This window comes from uncultured Clostridium sp. (genome assembly GCF_910588715.1).
Classification (GTDB): domain Bacteria; phylum Bacillota; class Clostridia; order Clostridiales; family Clostridiaceae; genus Clostridium.
The window spans coordinates 1-24,879 of record NZ_CAJURG010000014.1 but is presented as its reverse complement, the minus strand read 5'-3'; the positions used below and the strand labels follow the sequence as shown (position 1 = coordinate 24,879).

At 25.1% G+C, this 24,879-nt stretch carries 24 protein-coding genes; 14 read left to right on the top strand and 10 right to left on the bottom strand.

Annotation, left to right across the window (positions count from 1 at the left end):
* Positions 1-348 precede the first annotated feature (348 nt).
* The 4 genes from glnA (at position 349) to QZ321_RS11885 (ending at position 4,363) form a co-directional block, all read left to right on the top strand.
* Positions 349-1,665: a type I glutamate--ammonia ligase gene (gene glnA / locus QZ321_RS11900; protein ID WP_291749545.1), complete on the top strand. Its 1,317-nt coding sequence runs from the start codon at positions 349-351 to the stop codon at positions 1,663-1,665.
* 99 nt (positions 1,666-1,764) lie between these two features.
* On the top strand, positions 1,765-2,334 hold the full coding sequence (locus QZ321_RS11895; RefSeq protein WP_291740187.1) for an ANTAR domain-containing protein: 570 nt from the start codon (positions 1,765-1,767) through the stop codon (positions 2,332-2,334).
* Between the two features lie 146 nt (positions 2,335-2,480).
* Positions 2,481-2,990 carry a hypothetical protein gene (locus tag QZ321_RS11890; protein ID WP_291749542.1) on the top strand — a complete coding sequence of 170 codons (510 nt, stop codon included), beginning with the start codon at positions 2,481-2,483 and terminating at the stop codon, positions 2,988-2,990.
* A 173-nt stretch (positions 2,991-3,163) separates the two neighbouring features.
* The gene (locus tag QZ321_RS11885) at positions 3,164-4,363 is read left to right on the top strand and encodes a PAS domain-containing sensor histidine kinase (protein ID WP_291740183.1); all 1,200 of its coding nucleotides are present in this window, start codon (positions 3,164-3,166) and stop codon (positions 4,361-4,363) included.
* A gap of 111 nt (positions 4,364-4,474) precedes the next feature.
* Here the strand turns inward: QZ321_RS11885 and QZ321_RS11880 are convergent, their stop codons facing one another.
* The 5 genes from QZ321_RS11880 to QZ321_RS11860 form a co-directional block, all read right to left on the bottom strand.
* Positions 4,475-5,011, bottom strand: a complete 537-nt coding sequence (locus tag QZ321_RS11880; RefSeq protein ID WP_291749540.1) for a permease — start codon at positions 5,009-5,011, stop codon at positions 4,475-4,477.
* A complete protein-coding gene (locus tag QZ321_RS11875) occupies positions 5,008-5,493 on the bottom strand; it encodes a permease (protein ID WP_291740181.1) in 486 nt (161 codons plus the stop codon). The genes QZ321_RS11880 and QZ321_RS11875 overlap by 4 nt, the downstream gene beginning before the upstream one ends.
* A gap of 160 nt (positions 5,494-5,653) precedes the next feature.
* Entirely contained in the window at positions 5,654-6,601 is a 948-nt protein-coding gene (locus QZ321_RS11870; RefSeq protein ID WP_291749537.1) for a patatin-like phospholipase family protein, read from the bottom strand.
* 81 nt (positions 6,602-6,682) lie between these two features.
* Entirely contained in the window at positions 6,683-7,246 is a 564-nt protein-coding gene (locus QZ321_RS11865) for a chromate transporter (RefSeq protein ID WP_291740177.1), read from the bottom strand.
* Positions 7,247-7,786 carry a chromate transporter gene (locus QZ321_RS11860; protein ID WP_291749535.1) on the bottom strand — a complete coding sequence of 180 codons (540 nt, stop codon included), beginning with the start codon at positions 7,784-7,786 and terminating at the stop codon, positions 7,247-7,249.
* 441 nt (positions 7,787-8,227) lie between these two features.
* On the opposite strand from QZ321_RS11860, the gene QZ321_RS11855 reads away from it, so the two are divergent.
* Entirely contained in the window at positions 8,228-9,034 is an 807-nt protein-coding gene (locus tag QZ321_RS11855; protein WP_291749532.1) for a cation transporter, read from the top strand.
* A 153-nt stretch (positions 9,035-9,187) separates the two neighbouring features.
* Here the strand turns inward: QZ321_RS11855 and QZ321_RS11850 are convergent, their stop codons facing one another.
* Positions 9,188-9,496, bottom strand: a complete 309-nt coding sequence (locus QZ321_RS11850; protein WP_291749528.1) for a hypothetical protein — start codon at positions 9,494-9,496, stop codon at positions 9,188-9,190.
* A 138-nt stretch (positions 9,497-9,634) separates the two neighbouring features.
* On the opposite strand from QZ321_RS11850, the gene QZ321_RS11845 reads away from it, so the two are divergent.
* The 7 genes from QZ321_RS11845 to QZ321_RS11815 all read left to right on the top strand — a co-directional run bounded on the left by QZ321_RS11845 (position 9,635) and on the right by QZ321_RS11815 (position 19,181).
* Positions 9,635-11,956, top strand: a complete 2,322-nt coding sequence (locus QZ321_RS11845; protein ID WP_291749526.1) for an extracellular solute-binding protein — start codon at positions 9,635-9,637, stop codon at positions 11,954-11,956.
* 116 nt (positions 11,957-12,072) lie between these two features.
* A complete protein-coding gene (locus QZ321_RS11840; RefSeq protein ID WP_291749523.1) occupies positions 12,073-14,517 on the top strand; it encodes an extracellular solute-binding protein in 2,445 nt (814 codons plus the stop codon).
* Between the two features lies 1 nt (position 14,518).
* Positions 14,519-15,499, top strand: coding sequence for a sugar ABC transporter permease (locus QZ321_RS11835; protein ID WP_291749519.1), 981 nt, complete (start codon positions 14,519-14,521; stop codon positions 15,497-15,499).
* A 20-nt stretch (positions 15,500-15,519) separates the two neighbouring features.
* Positions 15,520-16,362 carry a carbohydrate ABC transporter permease gene (locus tag QZ321_RS11830; RefSeq protein ID WP_291749516.1) on the top strand — a complete coding sequence of 281 codons (843 nt, stop codon included), beginning with the start codon at positions 15,520-15,522 and terminating at the stop codon, positions 16,360-16,362.
* A gap of 7 nt (positions 16,363-16,369) precedes the next feature.
* Entirely contained in the window at positions 16,370-17,674 is a 1,305-nt protein-coding gene (locus QZ321_RS11825; RefSeq protein ID WP_291749513.1) for a biotin/lipoyl-binding protein, read from the top strand.
* Positions 17,671-18,882: an ABC transporter permease gene (locus tag QZ321_RS11820; RefSeq protein WP_291749510.1), complete on the top strand. Its 1,212-nt coding sequence runs from the start codon at positions 17,671-17,673 to the stop codon at positions 18,880-18,882. The genes QZ321_RS11825 and QZ321_RS11820 overlap by 4 nt, the downstream gene beginning before the upstream one ends.
* A 50-nt stretch (positions 18,883-18,932) precedes the next feature.
* Positions 18,933-19,181, top strand: a complete 249-nt coding sequence (locus tag QZ321_RS11815; RefSeq protein ID WP_291740165.1) for a DUF1653 domain-containing protein — start codon at positions 18,933-18,935, stop codon at positions 19,179-19,181.
* A gap of 33 nt (positions 19,182-19,214) precedes the next feature.
* Here the strand turns inward: QZ321_RS11815 and QZ321_RS11810 are convergent, their stop codons facing one another.
* The 4 genes from QZ321_RS11810 to QZ321_RS11795 are packed head-to-tail and all read right to left on the bottom strand — an operon-like array spanning position 19,215 to position 22,546.
* On the bottom strand, positions 19,215-20,270 hold the full coding sequence (locus QZ321_RS11810; protein WP_291749506.1) for a CotH kinase family protein: 1,056 nt from the start codon (positions 20,268-20,270) through the stop codon (positions 19,215-19,217).
* Positions 20,271-20,318: 48 nt separating this feature from the next.
* Positions 20,319-21,131: a CotH kinase family protein gene (locus QZ321_RS11805; protein WP_291749503.1), complete on the bottom strand. Its 813-nt coding sequence runs from the start codon at positions 21,129-21,131 to the stop codon at positions 20,319-20,321.
* A gap of 17 nt (positions 21,132-21,148) precedes the next feature.
* Positions 21,149-21,835, bottom strand: coding sequence for a DUF4956 domain-containing protein (locus QZ321_RS11800; protein ID WP_291749499.1), 687 nt, complete (start codon positions 21,833-21,835; stop codon positions 21,149-21,151).
* A 33-nt stretch (positions 21,836-21,868) separates the two neighbouring features.
* Complete coding sequence (locus QZ321_RS11795) at positions 21,869-22,546, bottom strand: polyphosphate polymerase domain-containing protein (protein ID WP_291749496.1); 678 nt, start codon at positions 22,544-22,546, stop codon at positions 21,869-21,871.
* A gap of 164 nt (positions 22,547-22,710) precedes the next feature.
* Here QZ321_RS11795 and QZ321_RS11790 point away from each other — a divergent pair, with 164 nt between their 5' ends.
* Positions 22,711-23,385, top strand: coding sequence for a response regulator transcription factor (locus tag QZ321_RS11790; protein ID WP_291749490.1), 675 nt, complete (start codon positions 22,711-22,713; stop codon positions 23,383-23,385).
* A 2-nt stretch (positions 23,386-23,387) separates the two neighbouring features.
* Complete coding sequence (locus QZ321_RS11785) at positions 23,388-24,602, top strand: ATP-binding protein (protein ID WP_291749487.1); 1,215 nt, start codon at positions 23,388-23,390, stop codon at positions 24,600-24,602.
* The last annotated feature ends 277 nt before the right edge of the window (positions 24,603-24,879 follow it).

Sequence of the window (24,879 nt, the reverse complement as noted above, 5' to 3'; positions counted from 1 at the left end):
AACCCCCTAATAATAAAAAAAGGCACCGTGGACTTTTAATAGTCCACAGCGCCTTTGCTGTTTATATTGTTATTATATTCCTAAAAATTGGAAATGTAAATAGTTTTCTGAAAATTTTTTAAAAAATTTTTTGAACTTAATTTTTGAGTAAATCAAGAAATTTTTTTAATGTAGTAGAATATATATTAGAGAATAAATATGATATTAATTTTAAATATGTTTTGATATAGGATTTATTGAGTGTTATTTAATTATCTTACATATGATTTGTTTATGTAAGATAATTAAATAAAATTTATAAAAGTTATTTATTAAAAAATAAACAAGTTTTATAAAGAGGTGATAGTTATGAAATATGCTGTTAAGGAAGTATTACAGTTTGTTGAAGAAAATGATGTTAAATTTATAAGATTAGCTTTTTGTGATATTTTTGGAACTCAAAAAAATATTTCAATTATGCCAACTGAATTAGAAAGAGCTTTTACTGATGGAGTTTCTTTTGATGCATCAGCAATTAAGGGTTTTGCAGATGTTTCTAAATCAGATTTATTATTATTTCCAGACCCTAGCACTTTAAGTGTACTTCCTTGGAGACCACAGCAAGGAAGAGTTGTTAGATTTTTTTGTAATATAAAAACTCCAGAAAAAGAAAAATTCATTTATGATAGTAGAGACATATTAAGAAATATGGTTAAAAGATGTATGACAAAGGGATATACACCATATATAGGAACTGAATGTGAGTTTTATTTATTTAAGACTGATGAAGAAGGTGAGCCAACTATGAGGCCACATGATAAAGGTGGTTATTTTGATATAGCACCTATAGACAAAGGAGAAAATATAAGGAGAGAAATATGTCTTTGTTTAGAGCAAATGGGAATAAATCCAGAAAGCTCTCATCATGAACAAGGACCGGGGCAAAATGAAATAGACTTTAAGTATAGTGATGCTCTTACAGCTGCTGATAATTTTATAACATTTAAGTCAGTAGTAAAAGCAATAGCTTCAAGAAATGGACTTTTTGCGTCTTTTATGCCAAAGCCAATAGAAGATAAAAGTGGTAATGGACTTCATATAAATTTATCATTATCAAAAAATGGAGTTAATATATTTGAAAATAATAATAAGTTAGAGCAAGAAAATGTTCAAAGCTTTATAGCAGGAATATTAAGCAAATCTAAAGAGATAACTGCATTTTTAAATCCATTAGTTAATTCTTATGAGAGATTTGGAAAGTTTGAAGCACCAAAGTATATATCATGGTCTAAGGAAAATAGATCGCAATTAATTAGAATTCCAGCAGCAACAGGAGAAAAGACAAGAATGGAATTAAGATCACCAGATTCTACTATAAATCCTTATATTGCTTTTTCATTAATAATAGGGGCAGGACTTTATGGTATAGAAAATTCAATTAAATTACCAGATGCAATAAATGAAAACTTATATACTGCAAGTGATGATATATTAAAAAATATAGATAAGCTACCAGAAAGTTTGAATGAAGCATTAAATATTGCTAAAAATAGTGAGTTTATAAAGAAAATAATAGGAGATGAAATGCTAGATAAATATATTAAACTAAAAGAAGAGGAGCTTTCTTATTATTTAAAGGCTAAGGATAAGGAATTTATAAAAAGAAAATATTTTGAATATATATAAGTATTAAAAGGAAATACAGCTTAATTAGGAAGTAAAATTTATATATTATAACTTAAATAATTATCCTAAATTTTTAGCTATATAAATGGGGGCGATTTATTGGAGAACATTTTAATAGTATCGAGTAGTAAAAAAGGAACAGCTTTTTTTACTGAAATGCTCTCTCAAAATTCCTATGGTGATGTAACTACAGCAAAAAATGGTGGAGAAGCTAGGAGACTTTTAATTGAAAGGGATTTTGATTTATGTATTATAAATGCACCATTAGTAGATGAATTTGGGGAAGAGTTTGCAAGAAATATAGTATCAACAGGAATAGGTCAAGCTATTTTAATAGTTAAGTCTGAAATATATGATGAAGTAAGTGAAAAGGTTGAAGCTGATGGTATAATTACTATAGCAAAGCCTATGAATAGAGTTATATTTTGGAGTGCATTAAAATTAGTTAATGCAACTTATAATAAAATGTATAAGCTAAAAAGGGAAAATAATAAGTTATTGCAAAAGATTGAAGATATTAGAATGATAGATAGAGCTAAGTGTATTTTAATACAATACTTAAATATGACTGAAGCAGAGGCACATAGATATATAGAAAAACAAGCTATGGACATGAGGGCTACTAAAAGGATTATTGCAGAAGGTATACTAAAAACATATGAAAATTAATTTAAGGGCAGTAGATAGATTTTATTAATTTATCTATTGCTTTTTTATTTATAAAATTAATATGATTGAATGATTTTTTGTATAATTAAATTTGTTTATAAAAATAATTAATTGTATTAAATATTATAAATTAGGAGGAAAATTAAGTGATGATTTCAGTTAGTGAAAATGATTTTAAGGATAAAGTTAGTATTAGGTTTAATAACATTACAGAAGGAATTAATAGATTTGAAAATAAAACATTAGAAAGTGATAAATCAGATGATTTTGAGAAAAGTTTAATTGGTTTTTTAGAAGAAGCAGTTAAGTTAAATGGAGTAGAAAATTCTTATGTTGATTTTTACTACAATATATTAGAGGAAGATCAAAAAAATAAATTTAAAGATTTTTTAAGCTTAGAAGATAAAGATTTTTTAAAAAGATTTGAAGAGGAAAATAGCAAGGGTGGAATTTATTATAATTTAAGTTTAGAAAGTATACCTTTTATAGTTAAAATTACAGCTCAAGAAATATTATTTTCTACTATATATTTTACAAAAGAACCTTTTACTATATGGGGAAATTATAATAAAAAGTTCCCTATATTTTACAATAATGAAGTTATATTTAATAAATATAATAGTATAGCTAAAATATTTAATTTAAAAATGGTATAAAAATATAACTTTACATCTAATTCACAGAGGGCCATCTAAATAGCTTTGCTATGGTGGTAAAAAAAGGTTGAAGAAAATAATTTAAAATAGTAAAATGTAAATAAAGTAAAATTTTTGAAACGAATCTTTGGATACAAATAGGTTAAATATAGTTTTTAGGGGGGAAGTAAGAAATGGAATTAGCTATAAGTGGAGAGAGGAAAAGCAACCTAGAATATTTTTTTGAAATTTCATTAAACTTTATGGCAATTATAGATAGAAGTGGTAAAGTTAAAAAAGTAAGTAAGTACTGTAGTAAAGAATTAGGTTGGAGTGAAGCTGAATTCCTTGAACATGAATGGCATAATTTTATTCATAAGGACGACCTAAAAATTATTTTAGATGCTATATCAATTAAGGATATAAATAAAGGAATTAATGATTTAGAATTTAGATTAAAGTGTAAAGATGAAAGTTATATATATGTCGAATGTAACTGTAGGTTTATAGAAGAAGAGGATATATATATATTAACAGCTAGAAATATAACAGAAGAGAAAAGCATAAGAGAAAAGAAAATTGCTTATGAAAAGGCAATTGAAGTTGAAAGTATGAAAAGTGAATTTTTCTCTAATATAACACATGAATTTAAGACACCTTTAAATATAATATTAGCAACTATACAAGTAATAAATAAAAATATAGAAAATAAAAGTATTAAGGTAACTGATAAAGATAAACTAAGTAAATATATGACTTCAATTAAGCAAAACTGTTATAGGCTTCTTAGATTGGTTAACAATATAATTGATATGAGTAAATTAGATAATGGATATTATGATATTAAATTTGGAAATTATAATATTGTAAGTGTTGTTGAAGATATTACTATGTCAATTTTAGGATATATAAATGATAAGGGAATAGAACTTACTTTTGATACTGAAATGGAAGAAGAGGTAATTGCGTGTGATCCAGATAAAATAGAGAGAATAGTATTAAATTTATTGTCTAATGCAATTAAATATACAGAAGATGGTGGCAAGATATATGTTAATATAGAGAAAGATAATAAAAATGTTTATATATCAGTAATAGATAGTGGTATAGGAATACCAGAAAAAAAGCTTAATACAATATTTGAAAGATATGCTCAAGTTGATAATAAATTAACTAGAAAATTTAATGGAAGTGGAATAGGATTATCTCTTGTAAAGTCTCTTGTTAAGATGCATCAAGGAGATATATATGTAGAAAGTAGAGTAAATGAGGGAACTAAATTTACTATAAAACTTCCAATAAGACAAGTTGAAAGTGATAATAGTAAAAATATTAGTTTAAATAAGTCAAAAATTGAAAAATGTAATATAGAATTTTCAGATATATATAGCTGAGGAGCTTTTATACAAGAAGATTTTTATGCAGAATCATAATAAAGATTTTAATAATTAAAGGAGTTGTATTCATATTGAAATAAGAGTTTTCAATATGATACGGCTCCCTTTTTAATTATATTTATTATAAAGTTCATTTATAGAATTTTTTGACATTAAAAGATTTACTAAATAACTCATCAATAAAACTCCAGGAATATCTATTAATAATCTAACTAATGTAAACTTATAACCAAGAGATGAAAATTCAAATAATAATGTTGAAATTTTAATTAAACACCAAGAGTTCATAAAAGTAATTATATTTGAAAATTTTGCTCCCTTTTTTATTAAAATTGCAGTAAAGGGAAAAGAGGCATACATAGGGCCAGCTGCTATTGAACCAATTAACATTGCTAAAAGAACACCAATTACTCCAGATTTATTCCCCATATATTTCATTAATTGTTCACGGGGAACCCATACATCCATTAATCCTAACATAATCATAATAGGAGGAAGAACTGATAGCATTTGCATTATGCTAGAGCTAGTTGTTTTAATGGTATCTATAAATATATTTTTACTAAAAAGAGATAATATCATAAGTACCAATAAAGAAATTAAGAAAGCTTTATATCGTTTTAAAATTTTTATTAAAGTATTCATATATACATCATAATCCTTCCAAGAATAATTCCTACGATAATTGAAAATAAAAATGCAATTAAGTTTCTTAAAAATGCAGCTCTTTTACCAATATATTTAGCTTCAAGTGGTATTGTCATAACTCCAATTAAAACTAAAGAAGATATTAGAGCACCAACTTGAGCATAACCTGCACCATTTGAAAGCAGTGTATTACCAAGTGAAAAGGCAACAAAGGTTGGCATCATTGCAATTGCACCTATAATATCAGCAAGTATAACACCAAAAAATCCAGAACTATTACCTAATATTTTAGAAATTGTATCTGGCGTAAAAAATGAAAGTAATATTCCTACACTTATTATTATGCAAAGAAATTGAGGTAATATATTTTCAAAAGATTTTAAACCTATTATAATTGCTTCCTTTGTTTTCTTTTTATCTTTTATAAATGAAATAATTAGCAAAATTATTGCTATACTATATAAGATAATTGAGGTCATAAAATACTCCTAAAAATGCTTTATTTATATTTTATGAATTATATAAAAATAGTGTGAATTATAGTTATACATAATAAAAAAGCTATACTTATATTAATGAGAAAATTTTTAATAAACTTTTAATATTAATATAAGTATGCTTTTTTAAATTAAACTATTTTTAACCTAATATTCTTTGAGAAGAGTTAGAATTTCTATATCTACAAATATAAGATTTAAAATTCCATTTTGCAAGAAAAGTTTTTGCACAATTATAGCCAGAATTAAATAATTTTCTGTATTCATCTTTAGAAATATTAAAATCTATAGTATTAATATCATATGTTCTGATTTTTATAGTTCTTATAGAATCTTTATTATTTAAAAATGCTTCATCATCTTTTGTAAGAATAGTATCAATTACATCACAAGAATATGTTATTAAGTTACTTTTTTTAGGACTAATAGTTTTTAACTCATTATCACTAATTAATTTTAGCCCGAAAGTTGGCCAACGAGGATTATTTTCAACATCAAATAACCAAATTGGAAAATTACTTAATAATCCACCATCAACTATAAAGCTTGAACTTTTACCATTTTTAAGAGTTACAGGATTAAAGTAAAAGGGAATACTAATACTCATTCTAACAGCTTTAGCAATGCTAAATTCTAATGGATCAATATTATATTTAACTAAATCATCTGGAAGTACAAGCAATCTTTTATTTGTAACATCAGAAGCAATTATTTTAAGTGGGCTAACTCCATTTACAGCTATATCTTTAAATTTAGTTTTTCCTTTAGCTTTATATAATTTATCTAAGTATTCTTCTATTTTGTTACCAGAAAATAATCCCTTATTTTTAAATAAACTTATAGTTTCTCCAACAAAGGGAAGAAAATTTAATTTATTTTTCACATAGAAGTCCTTAAATTCTAAATTAAAAAGTATATTTTTCAATTCTTTTCCTGTATATCCTACTGCTAATAATGAAGTTACTATAGCACCAGCAGAAGTACCAGCAAGTTTTTCAAAGGAATAACCCTGTTCTTCTAAATAACAAATTGCTCCTAAAAGTGCAATTCCTTTTACTCCTCCTCCTTCGCAAACTATATCAGCCTTCATTTATCCACCACCTAATATATTAAATTAATATATTATATGATTTTTAAAATTATTGGTATAAAATTGTATATTAATTAGGTATTAAAATTTAAATAATATTCCTATAATTGCGGCACTTGCTATATAAACAATAGGGTGTTTTTTAAACTTTGATATAGCAAATATAAGTATAAATAATAATATAGTAGACTTAATATTAATTATATCTAACAATTTATGAGTTAAATTAAACTTATCAAAAGCAAGTATTGAAACTTTAAATACTTGGTAACCAGCAGCGGCAATAAGAGCAGCAACAGCAGGTCTTAAACCATAAAATATTGATTCAACAGCTCTACTTTCCTTAAACTTATTTAAGAAATGGGCAATTATAATAATCACTATAACAGAAGGTGCAACTAATCCTAAGGTTGCAATTATTCCACCTAAAACAGAAGCGGCACGAAAACCAGCAAAGGTAGCCATATTAACACCAATAGCTCCCGGAGTAGATTGTGATACAGCTATCATATCCATTAATATTTTTTCATCAAACCAAGGATATTTAGCTGCTAGTTCATATAAAAATGGAATAGTAGAAAGTCCACCCCCAACAGAAAATAATCCAACTTTAAAAAACTCTAAAAATAAAGTTAAGTATACCATTTACTTTTTACCTCCTATAGATTTAGAAATAAATCCAATAAGTCCAGCTGCTATTACTATGTATACAGGAGAGATACCTATAAATGCAGATAAAACAAATGTAACAACAGTAATTATAATTCCTAAATAGTCTTTGACAGATGATTTTATTAATTTAATTACAGTAGTTATTATTAGAGCAACTACAGCAACTCTTATTCCTGCAAAGGCACTTTGAACTATAGCTAAACTAGCAAAGCTTTGAAGGAAAGATGCAATAATTAATATTATAATTATTGATGGAAAAATTACTCCAAGTGTTGCAACAAGTCCACCAACTATACCTCTAAGCTTAAAACCTATAAAGGTTGCTGTATTAACAGCAATTACTCCGGGAGTACATTGTCCAACAGCGTAATAATCTAATATTTCTTTTTCTGTTGACCATTTTTTATTTTCAACAATTTCCCTTTGAATTAAAGGAAGCATTGCATAACCACCACCAAAGGTAAGGGTTCCAATTTTACAAAAGGTCCAAAACAAATCAAATAATTCTTTCATTTATGAAAAATCTCCTTTATTAAAATAATTTTCACTTGATATTATATACTTATTTTTTAATAACATATAGTTAAAATTTATTAATAAAAAAATACAATATTTAATATAATAAATTATTTATTATGTTATTAAATAAGTAGAAAATGTAAAAATAATATTAAAATATGTACATTTTAAATAAAATTAAGTACATTTAAGCTATTTTTAAAATTTTCCAATAGTATAAGTGAATATATTAATTGCAATTTCTCAGCATTTTAATCATTACAAAAGAAAGACATGTAGTATATTATATAATTATCTAGTTTTGAAAAAATTAAAATTAAAGAAATAGGGGTGAGGATAATGAAGCTAGAGAATAAAATATTAAAACTATCTGTAGTAGGTGCGTTATTCTTTGCACTATTTGGTATTGCATGGGGTTGAGCGTTAAATTCTGATATGATTATATTCGATGGATTATATTCATTTATCAGCGTAATGTTATCAATGTTATCTCTTTACATTAATAATTATATGGCAAAGAGAGATTTTGAAAAGTTTCCTTTTGGTAAACATATTTTAGAACCAATAGTTATTTCAATAAAATCATTAATAATAGCTATTATGTGTTTATATTCATTAGTTGGAGCTATAAAAACAATAGTAGCCGGTGGAAATAATTTAGAGTTTGGATTAGCAATTATATATTCAGTTGTATCAGTTATTGGTTGTGGAGCAATTTCTTTATATATGAAATTAAAGTCAAAGGCTTTATCTTCAGAGCTTATTAAGGCTGAATTTACTCAATGGCTTATGGATACATCTTTAAGTACAGCAGTTTTAGTAGCTTTTATAGTAGCAATTATTATATCAAATACAAAATTAAATTTCTTAAATCCTTATATTGATCCAGTAATGACAGCTGTTGTATCATTAGTATGTATTAGAATACCCATAAAAGGTTTTATAGAAAGCTTTAAGGAAGTAATTTGTGTAAAAGCAGATGATGAAATTAATGATGATATATATGTATTAGTTAAAGAAATTGAAGAAGAATATAATTTTGAAGATTCTATAGCAAGAGTATCTAAAATTGGGCGTGAGCTTAGAATTGAAATTGATTTTATTTATAATAAAGATAGTAAGCTTAAAACATTAGACCAAATGGATAATGTAAGAGAAGAAATAAATGATGCAATTAAGCATATTGATTATAAAAAATGGTTAAATGTATCTTTTACAGGAAATAAAAAATGGGCAATATAAAAGTCAGCGAAAGCTGGCTTTTTTATTATGTTAAGAAAATAGATATTAAAAGAACAGTATTAAAAATTGATACTGTTCTTTTTAATATTTTCAAATTTATATGTATCTGTTAAGTTTTTATGCTAAAAATATAAAAATGAAATTTTAGATGAATTAGTTAGTAACCTCATAAGTACCAGTAGTTTGCTTATAATTTACATATCTCATATTACCAGAATAAGCTCTGTACTCAAAAAATGTATCTCTTCCATTATTGTAACTAGAGCTAGTATAAAAATACTCATTCGGATAAAAATACCCAGCAGTAGATGAACTGTTTGATGGAGCAGATTTAATTACTAAGTGTCCAGTTTTACAAGTAACTGTAGCTGCATGAGCATTAATTGCATTAAAACTTGAAAGTATAGTAAATCCTAAAGCAAAAGAACATAATATTTTTTTAGTAAGTTTTGAAAATTTCATTTTAATTAATCCCCCTTTTTTTATTTACAATATAATAATACAACAAAAAATTTTGCATGTAAATAGTGTAAAATTAGTTATTTTATATTAAAATAGTATATAATATATATTATAGGCTTAGAAAGGAAGGTAAAATAAATGAAAAGAAAACTAATAAGAAACATAATAATTTGTATGACATTAATAACATTAACGGGGTGTAGTAGTCCAGAAAATCAAAATAAAGATAAAGATAGTGACTTACAAGTAACAGAAACAAGTAAGAAAACTGGCTACATAGAAAAAGTATTAAAAATGCCCTCTGGAACTTGCTACATAATGGATATTAAAAAAATTAATACAGGAGAAATAATGACAATAATAGGAGATGAAAACCTTAATAAGAAGGTGTTTATTTCTTTGGATTTTGGAGAAAATTGGAATGAAGTAAATATTGACAGAGGAAATTTACCTACCAGTACTGAACATGAATTATTTTCAAGCATACTTAGTAATGGACAAATAATAAGTTCATTTACAGTGTCAGCTGAAAGGATTGAGGATGAAAGTACTCAATATTTTATAACAAATGAAAATATGGAATTTGAAAAAGTTAATTTAAACCTATCTCAGACAAGCACCCAGATTGAAGATATGCCAATAAGATTTATAGAGTTAAATAATGGTGATTTAATTGGTTTAGTAAGAGGTAATACTTTAATTCAAATAGACAAAGAAACATATACTGAAAGACATAGATATAAAGTAGATTCAGAGATTAATGGTTTTTCTAATGTAGATGATTTATTAATCATAACAGTAGAAGATGAAATGATTAGTTACAATATAAACACAGGAGAAAAAGAAAATTCATTAAATGAATTAATGGATAATATAAAAGAAATCCCTGGAGAAAAAGATATAATTAGTGCTCCAACAGAAGATTATTTATATTACTGTAATAATTCTAATTTATATAAGTATGACTTAGAAAATAATAAAAGTGAAAAGGTAATTTCTAATTCTAAGTATATAAATAATAAAAGTCTTTATATAGATGATTTTATAAAAATAAACGAAACAGATTATATTTTCTTAATGAATAATAGAACTGACCAATCAGGTAATTTGGTTTTATATAAATATAGTGATGATATTTCTAATGAAGTAGAGGAAAATGAAATAAAGATATATTCTTTATTAGAAAATTCAAGTTTATCTAGTTTCATAACTCAATTAAATATGAAAAATTCTGATATATCAATAAAATATGAATGTGGAATAACAGAAGGAAAAGGTGTAGAAATATCTGATGCAATAAAATTATTAAACACAGAAATAATGGCTGGAAAAGGACCAGATATTATTATATTAGATGATTTACCAGTAGATTCTTATATAGAAAATGGTTTATTAGCAGATATAAAAGACATAGTAGTTTCTAATGAAAGTGATATGTTTAAGGGAATGCTTAATGCTTACGAGAAAGATGGAAAAGTTTATGAGTTCCCTTTAAGTATTTCAGTTCCTGTATTTTTAGGTAATAAGGATTTATTAAAAGAAGTGAATAATTTAGATTCATTACTTAATATAATTAAAGAAAAGTCTAAAGAGTCAGAGAGCAGAATATTTGAATATTTAGGAACACCAGAGGAATTTATACGTTCATTTTATTTTATATTTGAAAATAACTGGATAGATGAAAACAATAAGATTAATAAAGCAGAGCTTACGAGCTTCTTAGAAAAATGTGAAGAAATATATAAGATAAGTAAAGAAAAAGATGATATATATCAAAAAGAAAAATATGAAGCTTTTGTTCAGCAAACGCAAATGGAAGGTTTTACTATAATAACAGAAAAAGTAGATGGATATTTACCTAATATAATTGTAAATGGAATGAGAGACAGAAAAAATACACCATTATTTGCTTATGGAAGTATAAATGGTACAGGTACTTTTGAAAATTTATATAACTTTATCTTAGAAAAAGGTGATATGAGTTATGAAATCTTAAAAAATGATAATAAAAACATTTTTTATCCAATATCTAAAATAGGGATTAATGGCAAAAGTAAGAATATAGATGCTGCAAAGGAAATTTTAAAAGAATTACTTAACTCAAATATTTATTCACAAACATTAACTCCAAATAAAGAAAAGTTTATTAATTCTTTAAAAGGAAATTTAAATACAGAAGAATATAAATTTAATTCTGAAAATAATCATTATTTAAAATATGTAGATAAGGATATGGATGATGATGGAAATGTATTAGAAACTCCAATTTACTTTTTAAATGATGATGATATTAATGATATTACTACTCGTTTAGATAAGTTAAATGTTGAACGTAAAACTAATATAGTTTTAATTACAGAAGTAGAAAAACAATTTGTAGATATTATTGAAGGAAAGATTAAACCAGAGGCAGCTGCAAAAAAAATAATAAATAATGTAGAAGTATATTTAAATGAATAATAAAATTGTTAAAAAGTTTTTTATAAAAATAAATAAACTATATTAAAAAAAGGAGGTGAATAATATTAAGGTAATAAATTTAATTTAAATAATGATAAATGTTATGGAGGTAATTTATGGGGGCAAATTTAAAAAAAATACTTTCAATAGCTTTAACATTAACATTATGCTTTGGTATGGTAGCTTGTTCAACAAAGGGAGGAAAATCCTCTATGGGGAGATACGTTGAAGAAAAGTACGAGCTACCAGAAGGAGTCGAAGTACAAAATCTAAGTTTATTAGAGAATGATAAAATAGGAATGATTGGATATTCAACAGATGACTTTGTTCCAGTGTTTTTTATTTCAGAAGATGGGGGAAAAACATGGACAAAAAATGATTTTAAGTTACCTAAGGAAGAAGGAAAAGAAACATATTTTAATAGTATTGGATATTTAAATGATGAAACAATATTATTATCTTATTATTTCCAAGAACCACTTAATGAAAATGAAAGTAAAGAACTAATAACAGAGTCAAGCTATGAAAATCCTAAATATAAATATGCAACAGTAGATAAGGAAGGTAACTTAAAGGAAATTGATTTAGATTTTTCAGTTTATAATGATGATGAAGAATCAACAGATGGAAGTTATTCTAACTTTAAGAGCAGTTTAAGTGGAGATGTATTTTTTAGCACAGGTAGTAATAATGAAAAGATAGTTCAGTTTGATGGTAAAACTTTTGAAGAAAAGCATGTATATGAAGGAGAAGAATGGATAAATGATTTCTTTATAGTTGGAGATTCATTGATTATATATGATTTTGATTCATTAGTTGAATATGATATTACAAGTGGAAAGAAGAAAGGTAATTTAGAAGCTTTAGAAAAAGCTACAATATCTGAAATTTCTAATTATTATCCAACCTTTATTAATTCCGGAAGTAAAGATAAAATTTATTATTACAATACTTTAGGATTATATGAATATGATATGAAAAGTGAAAATGCAAAACAAATAATAGATTCTGCAATTTCATCTTTTGGTGATAGTGAAATGAGCTTAATTTCATTTATTGAAAAGAGCAATGGTGAGTTTTTAGCTATATTTAATAATTGGTCTAACAATGATTCAAATGGAGCAATTATTAACTTTGTTTATGATAAAAACATACCATCAGTTCCAGAAAATCAAATTGTAGTATATTCATTATTAGAGAACTATTCAATAAGACAAGCAATTTCAAGCTATGCAAAGGAACATCCAGATGTTTATGTTAAATATGAAGTTGGTTTAAACTATGGTGATGGAAAAACTCAATCAGACGCAATTAAAGCCTTAAACACAGAAATAATGTCAGGACATGGTCCCGATGTAATAATATTAGATGGATTATCAGCAGAGTCATATATTAAAAAAGGGTTATTAGAAGACATAAGTGATGTTATAAATCCTTTAGTTGAAAGTAAAACTATATTTAAAAATATTGCAGATGCTTATAAGATTGATGGTAAGATATATCAAATAGCAACATCATTTAAATATCCAATATTATTAGGAAATAAAGATGATATTGCATCAGTTTCAGACTTAAATTCGTTAGTAGAAGTAACAAAGAAATTATCAAACCAAAAGGATAAAAGAATATTTGATAATTACTTTACTCCAAATTCATTAGTTTATTCATTATATTATTTATATGGAAGTGATTGGCTAAATAAAGATAATAATATAAATGAAGATGCTTTAAGGAATTTCTTTGAAAAAGCTAATGAAATTTATTCTGAAATTAAAATTAATGAAGAAGCTTATATTAAAACCATGGAAGATAAATATTCAAGCTTAAATGAAGATGGGGCAGTTTTTGATTCAATTGAAGCTGAAGAAGAAATAGTTGAGGATGATGAGGAGGATTATGAAGATATATATTCAGAATATGATTTACAATATTATTTAAATCCATCTATCTATCCTGATTCATTTTTATTTGAAAGAAATTCCTTATTAGCTCTAGGGGGACTTACAGGGTCTTATGATTATGGAAGTATGATTACACTTTTAAATAATTTACCTGAAATAGACTATAAGGTTTTAAGTAGAGGTGAAGAAAATATATTTATTCCATCAATTACAGTTGGAATAAACTCCAAGGGAAAAAATAAGGAACAGGCTAAAGAGATTATAAAATCTTTAATAACTTCAAAATCTAATGAAATATATTCTAATTATGGATTTAGCATAAATATTAATAAATTTGAAAATGACTTTTCTATAGAAAGGTTAAAAGAGGAAGGATATGAATTGGAATTTGACCAAGCAACAAATCACTATGTTCAAGGTACAACAGGATGGAGTGATCAGTTTGGAAATTCAAAGGAAGTAAAAGTATTATATCCTAATGATGAAGATGTAAATAGATTAAGAAGTGAAATAGAAAGTTTAAATGTTGCTACAACAGTAAACACAATATTATTAAAAGAAGTTGCAAAGCAATTTGATTTATATACACAAGGAAAAATATCTTTAGAGGATGCTATAAATGAAGTTATAGATAACTTAGATTTATACTTATCGGAGTAGTATGGAAAATTTAAAAGTAAGTAAACTAAAAATAAATAAGCTAAAAACAAATGAACTAAATAAAGAAAAGATAAATAAACTAAGCAAGGTAAATATAAATAAAACTTATAAATCAAAAATAAAAAATAATAAAGAAAAAGTAAGAAGTAAAGCAAAGTATACTGGATTATATTTTGTTTTACCAAGTCTAATAGGGGTAGCAGTATTTACGCTGCTTCCTTTCTTAGATGTATTTTTAAGGTCATTTCAAAGTGCAATTTCAAGAGAATTTGTAGGAATTGAAAATTATATAGAGGTATTTAATAATTCAGCTTTTAAGTTGGCAGCTAGTAATACTACAAAGTTTGTTATTGTGTGTATACCATTATTATTGTCACTATCATTAATAATAGCAGTAGCTTTAAATAAGTTTGTTGAATCATCAAAGATATTAAGAACTGCTTTTTTAATTCCAATGGCAGTACCAATAGCTTCAATAGTATTAATATGGAATATTGTTTTTCATGAACAAGGATTTTTAAGTTCTGTGTTAGATAAATTTAATATAGCAGGACAGGATTGGATGAGTACAGGATGGGCCTTTTGGATATTAGTATTTAGTTACATATGGAAAAACTTAGGATACAACATTATTTTATGGTTAGCCGGTTTAAATTCTATATCGAAGGAGATATATGAATCAGCTAAGGTTGATGGTGCAAGTGATTTTCAATGTTTTACAAAGATAACAATACCTTGTTTAAAACCTACATTATATACAATTTCAGTATTATCTCTTCTTAATTCTTTTAAGGTGTTTAGAGAAGCATATTTAGTTGCAGGTGATTATCCAGATAAGAGTATGTATTTACTGCAACACTTATTTAATAATTGGTTTAGGGAATTAGACTTTAATAAAATGGCAGCTGGATCTGTACTTATGGCTGTAATTATATTTGCACTAATTATGTTATTACAAAGAGCATGGGAAAAGCAAGATTAAGTTAAGGAGAAATTTATAAGATGAAGAAAAAAATAATATTTATTATATTAGTTGCATTATCTATATTTATGTGTTTCCCAGTTGTATTTTTATTATCAGGATCATTTATGAGTGCTGATGAGTTAAGCACTTATCTTTCACCAATATTAACTGAAAGGGGAAGCGGTTATGTAAGGTGGGGATTATTACCTAGTTATCCTACACTTAGGGCGTATGTAGAATTATTATTTGATACTCCAGAATTTTTTGTGATGTTTTGGAACTCTGTAAAAATAGTATTTTTATCAATATGTGGACAACTTATAGTGGGTATTCCAGCAGCTTGGGGATTTGCAAGATATAAGTTTCCCTTTAAGAAAGTGTTATTTATTATTTATATAGCAGTAATGTTAATGCCTTTTCAGGTTACAATGTTATCAAGTTATTTGGTACTAGATAAATTATATCTTCTTAATACGCATGGAAGTATAATATTACCTGCTATATTTTCAACATTTTCAGTATTTATAATGTATAGATTTTTCTGTAACATACCAGAATCTATTATTGAATCAGCAAGAATGGATGGGGCTAGTGAGTTTGTTATTTTTATTAAGATTGGTCTTCCTTTAGGAATGCCAGGTATAATGTCTGCTGTTGTATTACAGTTTTTAGAGTATTGGAACTTAATAGAGCAACCACTAACATTTTTAAAAGATAAGGCATTATGGCCATTATCAATTTATTTACCAAATATCACTTTAGAAAATGCTGATATAGCATTTACAGCATCAGCTGTTACTTTAATAGCTGCTATAATAGTGTTTTTTGCAGGACAAAGTTATTTAGAACAAGGTATTGCAGCATCGGCAGTAAAGGAATGATAAATTTATGAGTAAAAACGAAAAAATAAAGAAATTAATAAACTTTAAATATGTAAAAAAGGGCAAAGATACATTACAAAAGAAGGCAGTAAAGATTTTGATTGTTTTTTTAATTTTAATGATAGGGTGTACTATATTATCAAGAGTAGCAGATTCTATGACCATACCAAGAGTTAAGGTTGATAATATAAAATCTAAAACAATAATAGATAATCTTACTGCACAAGGTAGAGTTATAAAAAATAGAGAAGAAAAAATATCTGTAGTTGAAGGACTTAAAATTAACCATGTAAATATAAGTGAAGGGTCAGTTATTAAGTCTGGAGATGTTTTAGCAGAGCTTGATGTTGAAGACTTGCAAAAGAAAGTTGGAGAAATTAAAAAGAATATAAATCAAGATCAAAAAACTTTAACACGTGCAAATGAAGATTATAATAAAGCAATAAATCTTAAAAAGCAAAGTGTACAAAATGCTTTAAAGGAAATGAATACAGCAAAAAAAGCATTAGAAGATTATTCAAAGTTAAGTGAGGATAAAAAAGAGCCAGGAATGGAAGAAAGTTTAAAATCTGACTATAAATCAAAAAAGGAAATGTATGATTCAGCTGTAGCAGAATCAAATGATACTGTTGATTTAGATAGAACACTTCAAGATACTAAAGATTCACTTAAAATTGATGAATATAATAAAGAGCTTTCAAAATTTCAACCATTATTAGATGCAGGTGGAAAAATTATTGCAGAAAAAGAAGGAATAGTTACTAGTGTTGTTGCAGAAAATGGTGGAGTTACAACTGATACCATAGCTTTTATTGCAGATAAAAGCGAAGGGTTTAAATTTATTGGTGAAGTTGATAAAGAAAAAAGAACTTCAATAAAGCAAGGACAAACTGTTACTGTAAATTTAGGTACTTATGGAATGGTTGAAGATTTAACTATTGATTCAATTTCTAGAAATCAAGAAAATGAAGATACTTTGAATATAACAGTTATTTTACCTGTTGGAATAGGTGATATTGATGATAATGGAGAAATTATAATTTCAAGTAAATCAAAAAAATATACGACTTGTGTTCCATTAACAGCATTAAGACAAGGGGCTGGTGACAGTTATTATGTTTTAGTTGTTACTGAAAAAGAAACTGTACTTGGGGAAGAATTAATAGCTAAAAAAATTGATCTAAATATTGAAAAAAGAGATGGTGAATATGCAGCAGTAACTGAAGGTGCATTAGGAAAAAATGATAAAATAATTATTGATAGCAATAAGATAATAAATGATGGCGATAGAGTTCGTCTGGAGACTGAATGAGAAGGTATTTAAAGCACATAGTTAAAATAACTTTTATATTTGCTTTAATTATGTGCTGGGGAATGTCCTTAGGTTATGCAAATAATATAAAAAACGAAAAGAAAACTTTAAATTTTTATTTTGAAAATGAAAATTATAATACAGATTTAATTAAGGACATAACTGAAAGTGATAATGATTTAGAAATTTTAGGATGGGCTGAAAAATCCTCACAAGTTCTTAATAATGAAAATTTAGGAAAAACAGCAGAAGATTTAGATGTTTTAATTATAAAGGGACAATCTAATTTGTTAATAAAAGGAACAACATTGCTTAAAGATGACTTAGAAGGTTGTTTAATTGACATTGATACATCATATAAATTATTTGGAAGTGCTAACTGTATTGGAAGAGAAATTCTTTATAATGATAAAAAGTTAATTGTAAGGGGGATTTTAAAAAATTCTAAAGCAAATATGATTATTCAAGCACCAGATGATTCTTCTACTGTTTTAAATGGAATAATAGTAGATGGTACAAATTTAACTTTAAATAAAATTGAAGATTTTAAAATTAAATTTGGAGTTAATGAAATGGCTATTAACGGAAATTTATATTATATGATAGCTAAGAGCATATCATTTATATTCCCAATTTTAGCATTGCTATTAATTTTAATTAAAATAATTCAAAGTTTATTTAAAGAAAGAAATAAGCCAGTCTTAGTAGGAATATATTTTTTAATGATTGTTATTTCTGTATTTATATTTTTTAAAGTTACAAATATTAAAATTTCTATTCCATTAGATATGATTCCAAACAAGTGGTCTGATTTTAATTTTTGGAGCAATATGTGGGATGAATATAAAGAAAAGTTTGAATATGTGCTTTATATGAAAAAATATAGTATTGATATTTATAATGTAGAAAATTTATTAAAATCAGTACTATATTCAATATTTACTGTAATATTATTTGTGATTAATTTAAAAATTATAAAGATAAATAATATTAAAATGTTAGTAATTAATAATATAGTTTCTGTTATTTCTTCATTTATAGCTATATTAATTATTTGGAATAATTATAGTTTTAATATAAATATAATTAGTATTTGGCTTATATATCCTTTATATCTTTGTGGAGATTATTTTATAAAGGTTCATAAAAAGTATTTAATTTATGAAGAATATTTAAATAGTGATATAATAAAAGAAGCAGTTTGTTAATAGCAAACTGTTTCTTTTATTTTTAAATAAATTTAACGGAGGAAAAAAATATGAGAGATATATCTAATTCTAAAGGAAAAATTTTTAGACATTTTAAAGGAGACTTATATTTAGTTGAAGATTTTGTTAAACATTCAGAAACACAAGAAACTATGGTGCTTTATAGAGCATTATATGGAGAGTGTGGGCTTTTTGTAAGACCTTATGATATGTTTGTTGAAGAGGTTCCAGAAGGAAAGGTTAACCCAACAGGACAAAAGTATAGATTTCAAGAAATTGAAGTAAAAAGTGTAAAATAGTTAAATTGCGCACTAAAACGGTGCGCAATTTATTTAGCTAATATATTTTCTCTTTTTAAGTACTGATATTTTAAGTGTAGCTATTATTAATAATACAATTGATGAAAATGTGAGTATTGAAGAATTATTAATAGTATTAGAAAAACTACTATTTGGACCCATTGCTAAATTATTATTTTTAAAATCTTTCATATAATTATCTATGTTTGTAGGTTCCATAGATTCCATCTTTGAATTATTAATATTTTGAGATATATCATTTGATGGTTTAGTAAAGTTATTTGTATTATTAGTACTATTATCAGTTGAATGAAAATTATATGGCTTATTTATAATTTTATCTATATCATCTTTATTATTTTTTCCACCTTGTTGTCCCATAGAATTTAAATTAATGGAGGTTTCAATATTACCAGCACTTGTTGATGGCTGAGTACCATCAAGTTGAGCAGAAATACTTGTTGCTCTATCGTATCCAAAACTTAATAAATTTTTAATTGCTTCGTTGTATTCATCAAATGTATAAAATGCTGTAGCATCATTTTTTACATAATTACTAATTAATAAATTTGTTTTTGAAATAAGAGTTTCATAAGTTCCACTATTAATAAATTTTTCTACTATATCATTTAGATATTGGTGATATAGTTTTTTGTATTCCTCTACTTCTAATAAATTACCTATTAAAGGGTTAGCCTCTAAACTGTTTGAAACAGGAGAATCAATAGGAAAGTTTATTGCATTTGAAGCTGAACCGGCTTGGAATCCTGCAAATGATAAATTATAATCCCATGGCAATATACTTACAATACCATTATCCTCATATAAATAGTAATTATGATTCATGTTAGAAACATAACTATCAAGATTAACTAAAAATGTATTACAAGCAAAGTATCTTAACACTTCATCTACATTTAAGTAAGATTCTATATTTTCCATGCTATCAAGATGTTCAATCATATCTAAAATTTTAGTATAGTCATCACTATTTGTAGTTTTAAAAATAGCATTATCAAAGATGGCGGAGTAATTAGATATATCATCTCCATTCCATACTAAATCAGCACCATTAGAATTTCCACCCATACCTTTGCCCATCCTATCTTCATCAATTTCATTTATTGTATTTGGAAATTAATTAGAGGAATTTTTAGTGATATCAGGATTTGGTGATTTAGGTGAAGAATTTTCATTACTAATATCATATGGCAGATTTTCAGTATTCATATTAGGATGAACTTTCACTTCACCGAAAATATTTTTGTTATTTATATCGGAAGGAGCTTGAATTTTATTATATTTATTTCCTATGGCAATGTTATCATTTTCTGGTTTATATAAGTTACCATTTGTAGAACCATAGTTTCTTGAGATAAACTCTTCCTCAATAGGTTCAACTGCAAGATATAATCCCCATTCTGCACCATTAACCATTATATGTGCATATGCACATTCTGGAGTTGGAACACCTAAAAAATTAAGCAATTTATAAGAAAGATATTCTTTCATATAAGTAGCATCAGATATATTATTATTTAATACTAATTTACTAAGACCATCTAAGGTTTGACCTTCAACATATTCATCAAATTTAATTTTAAAGCTATATCTATCTGTAGTGTCATCTGTTGCAATTTGAGATAGACTTGAATTTCCTTTTGGTTTAATTCCAACATTATTGTATAATTTTCCATTTATAGTTATATTAGAAGTAGTATATTCTTGGGAAGTAGGGTTATCAAGCATTTCTTGCCAAGAAGTTTCATCAATTTCTATGTTTATCTCTATAACATTATCATCATTAAAAATACTTGTTACATAATTAGGTTGTTCAAAATAGGTTTTAGAAGTTGAGTATTTAGACAATACTATAAGAATTAATGAAAAAATTATAGCTATACTTATAAAAATAGAAACAAGCTTATTGAAGTGTTTGTTTGAAATCATTTTACATCACCTACTTATTAGCTCATATATTCTCCATTATAACTAACTAAAACAACGTTATTTATCCCAGGTATATGACTAAGATTATTTACAAATTTAGTTGACATTTCTTTTAATCTAATTTCTACAGTTAATTCAATTCCAGAAGTAGCAGAAACAGTTTTTGATTTAACAACATGTTTTTTAACAGAGTTAGATATAAAATTAATAGCTTCGTTTTCACTATTATCATTTAAACAATTTATAACTAATATATAAGGATTATCAGTACTTTTTTTATTAACAAATATAAGCATTACAATTCCTATAAAGACAGAACCTAATATACCTAGAGGAATAAGACCAGCTCCAATAACTATACCAGCAGATATTGACCAAAATAAAAAGGCAATATCAAGAGGTTCTTTTATAGCAGATCTAAATCTTACTATAGATAATGCACCAACCATACCTAGTGATAAAATTACATTAGATGTTATTGCTAAAATAATTAATGTAGTTATTAAAGTCATAGCAATTAATGATATTCCAAAACTTTCAGAATACATAACGCCTTTAAATGTTTTTTTATAAATTAAAAATATAAATAGTCCAATTGCAAGAGCAAGAGTTAATGCTAAAAAGGTATCTGTAATTGAAAAGCTATTTGTTTTTTCTAAAAAACTTGATTTAAAAATATCAGAAAAGTTAATTTGTGAATTCATATATAATTCCTCCAAAGTTTAGTTTTAAATTTATCAAAACATTCTACTACTAGCATATTTAGAAATAGAAGTTGATTTTCTTGTATTGGTTTGTATTACATCTTTTATTATGTCTGGTAAAAATTCATCAAATTTTACCTCTAAAATTATTGTGTAATTATTTGGAATCTTTATTGTTGGAAGAGTCATGTTAAATATATCTTGAGAGTATATGCCAGTTCTTACATTACTATCAATAGTAATTCTAACATTTCCGGGCTTATAAATATAAGCTTCCCTTGTATAATCAACTACTGTTTTAGGTTTCAACATTTGAGATTTCATTTTAAAATATAATTCTTTTATTAATGATTTATTTGAATTAAGCATCCAATCAATATCATTATTTAACAGTTTTTTACATTCTTCTTTTGTTATTGATGCTGAAAATTTAGTACATAGACCGTTAATTTTACTTTTCTTTTCTAACCTAATAAAATCAAAATTATCGTTGTAATATCTAATTCTAAATTTTTCACGTTTACTATAACCATTAATTTTTTCAACTAATGCCTTATCATTAAAATTATCAAAATACAGGCTTCGTATATGATAAGTTCCATAAGTATTAGCATTCTTATCAAGATAGGCTATATATTTAATTCTATTTTTTATTTCAAAATAATCAGAAAAATTAATAAAGAACTTTAATTCATGCCTTGGTTTATTCATAAAGTACTCACCTCCAATTTTAGCTATTATTAAATTTAAGTTAATCTACAAATTAATAATATTATTAGAAGCTTAAAATAATCTTAAATATGTACTAAATATTTGTTTGATGTGTTAGACTTTTAATAATGAATTGTAAATAATTGATAAGGATGATGAGATTAATGAGATTATTACTTATAGAAGATGAAATACAACTTTCAGAAGCACTTAATCAAATATTAAGTAAAAATAAATATTTAGTTGATGTTGTATATAATGGTGAAGATGGATTGGATTATGGACTAACAGATATATATGATGTAATAATACTAGATATTATGTTACCTAAACTTAATGGATTAGATGTTCTTAGAAGATTAAGAAAAGAAAATATAAAAACTCCTGTTATTTTATTAACTGCTAAGGGAGAAATTGAAGATAGAGTAAAGGGGCTAGACAGTGGAGGGGATGATTATTTAGTTAAACCATTTTCTATAGAAGAATTATTGGCAAGATTAAGATCATTAACTAGGAGAAAAGGAGAAATTATAAATAATAATATTTTGCGCTTTGGAGATATTAAATTAAATATTTCTAGTTATGAATTAGAAGGACCATATAATAGTATAAAGCTTTCATTAAAGGAGTTTGAAATTATTAGGTGTTTTATACAAAGGCCTAAAATGATAGTAACTAAGGATGAATTAATAAGCAAAATATGGGGATATGATTCGGATGCTGAATATAACAATATAGAAGTATATATTTCCTTTTTAAGAAAGAAACTTAAATATATTGAGTCTATTTCTAACATAACTACTATAAGAGGTGTTGGTTATAAACTTCAGGAAGGATAAGAATGTTTAAAAAATTAAAAACTAAATTATTATTAATTAATATGGTACTTTTAACAATAGTATTTATGGTTATATTTGGAGCAATATATTTTAGGACTGCTGATAGTATTGAAAAAGATATAAGTATACAATTATGGAACAACATGATACCTTCTCAAATACAAAAGCCAATACCTAGAGATTCTAAAATAAACATGACAATAAAAATAGATTTAGATATTACAAATAAAATAATTTCTGTTTCATCTAAGGTTAATATTGATGAATTAGATATAAATAATGTTGTTAAAGAAATTATTAATAATAAAAGAGACTTAGATACAATAATAATTAATAATGAAAAATTTAAATATTTAAAACAAGATATAGGAAATGGTAAAAGAATAGTATTAATGAGTAAATCATTTCAAGAGCAAATGTTAAATCAGCTACTAAAAACATTTATTGGAGTTGGGGTATTAAGTTTAATAGTATTATTTTTTATAAGTTTATATTTTACTAATAAAGCAATAACCCCATTAGAAGAAACATTTAGAAAACAAAAGCAATTTATAGCAGATGCTTCACATGAGCTTAGAACTCCACTAGCTATAATAAAGACAAATATTTCTTTATTGAAGGAAAATGATTTAGAAACTATAAAGAGTCAGAGAAAATGGCTTGATTATATAGATTCTCAATCAAATAGAATGTCAACTTTAATTAATGAGATGTTATCTCTAGCAAATTTAGATGTAAAAAAGAATAGTGAAGAAAAAATTAATATTAATTTAAGTAAGATGTTAAGTGATATATTACTTGTTTTTGAGGTAATAATTTTTGAAAAAGGATTAATTTTAGAAGAAAAAATAAAAGATAATATATTTATAAATGCTGAAAGTAATCAAATAAAAAAACTTATAAGTATATTAATGGATAATGCTATTAAGTATACAAATGATAATGGAAAAATATCAATAATATTGAGAAGTGAAAAAAATAGAGCAAAATTAATAATTAAGAATACTGGTGAAGGCATAAGAAAAGAGCATTTAGAGAAAATATTTGAAAGATTTTATAGAGTTGATGATTCAAGGGATAGAAAAACAGGTGGATATGGATTAGGACTTTCTATAGCAAAAGCTATAGTTAATGATAATAATGGTAAAATACATGCTGAAAGTATAATAAATAATGAAACATCATTTATTGTTGAGCTACCTTTAGTTACATTATAAACTTTATTTAAAAATTAAAGTAACAAACATGGTGTTATAAAAATAATTAAAATTATTAATACTAATTCTTAAGAATTTCTTTAGATTTTACATAACCTCTTCTTTATTTATTAGTTGTATTATAAAATTATATATAGAAAATAAAGGACATGAATTTGGAGGCTTTTAACTGTTAAAAATAATCTATAATAATCTATAAAAATATATATCTATTTATGATACAATCTTATTGAGGTGATAAATTGTGAAATATTACTCAATAGGAGAATTTGCAAAC